Source organism: Mesorhizobium sp. PL10 (assembly GCF_053714315.1).
On the sequence record NZ_JBSKBR010000204.1, the window covers coordinates 1 to 423 of the forward strand.

The 423-nt window shown below is 61.0% G+C and carries 1 protein-coding gene; it reads left to right on the top strand.

Annotated features, from left to right (window positions below; all coding sequences use genetic code 11):
- Window positions 1–423: IS1096 element passenger TnpR family protein (locus ACWGTO_RS33865; RefSeq protein ID WP_454579003.1), on the top strand; the 423-nt coding region annotated here is incomplete at both ends.

Genomic DNA, 423 nt, shown 5'->3' on the forward strand with positions numbered 1-423 from the left:
TGACTGAGCCCGCGACCTTGATCTTGCGAGCCTCTCTTCGGGCACGGCTTTGTCGGGACATCGAGGTGTCGAGTTCGAGCACGCTAGCGGATCTGGCCGAAGCCATCGTAGCGGCATTTGGCTTCGACTTGGACCACGCCTACGGCTTCTATTCAAAGCTGACGGGAAAGCTGTTCGACTCGCCCCTGCGGTTCGAACTCTTCGCCGACATCGAGGCGAGCGGCTCTCGCAGCGTGAGGGGCACGCGCGTCACCACAGCCTTCCAGAAGGTGGGCTCGGCAATGACCTTCTTGTACGACTACGGTGACGAGTGGCGCTTCCGCGTTGAAGTTATTGGAACAGGGCAGGCGCAGCCCGATGCCAATTACCCGAGGATCGTCAGCAAGATCGGCAAGGCTCCCCCGCAGTACCCAGACATCGACG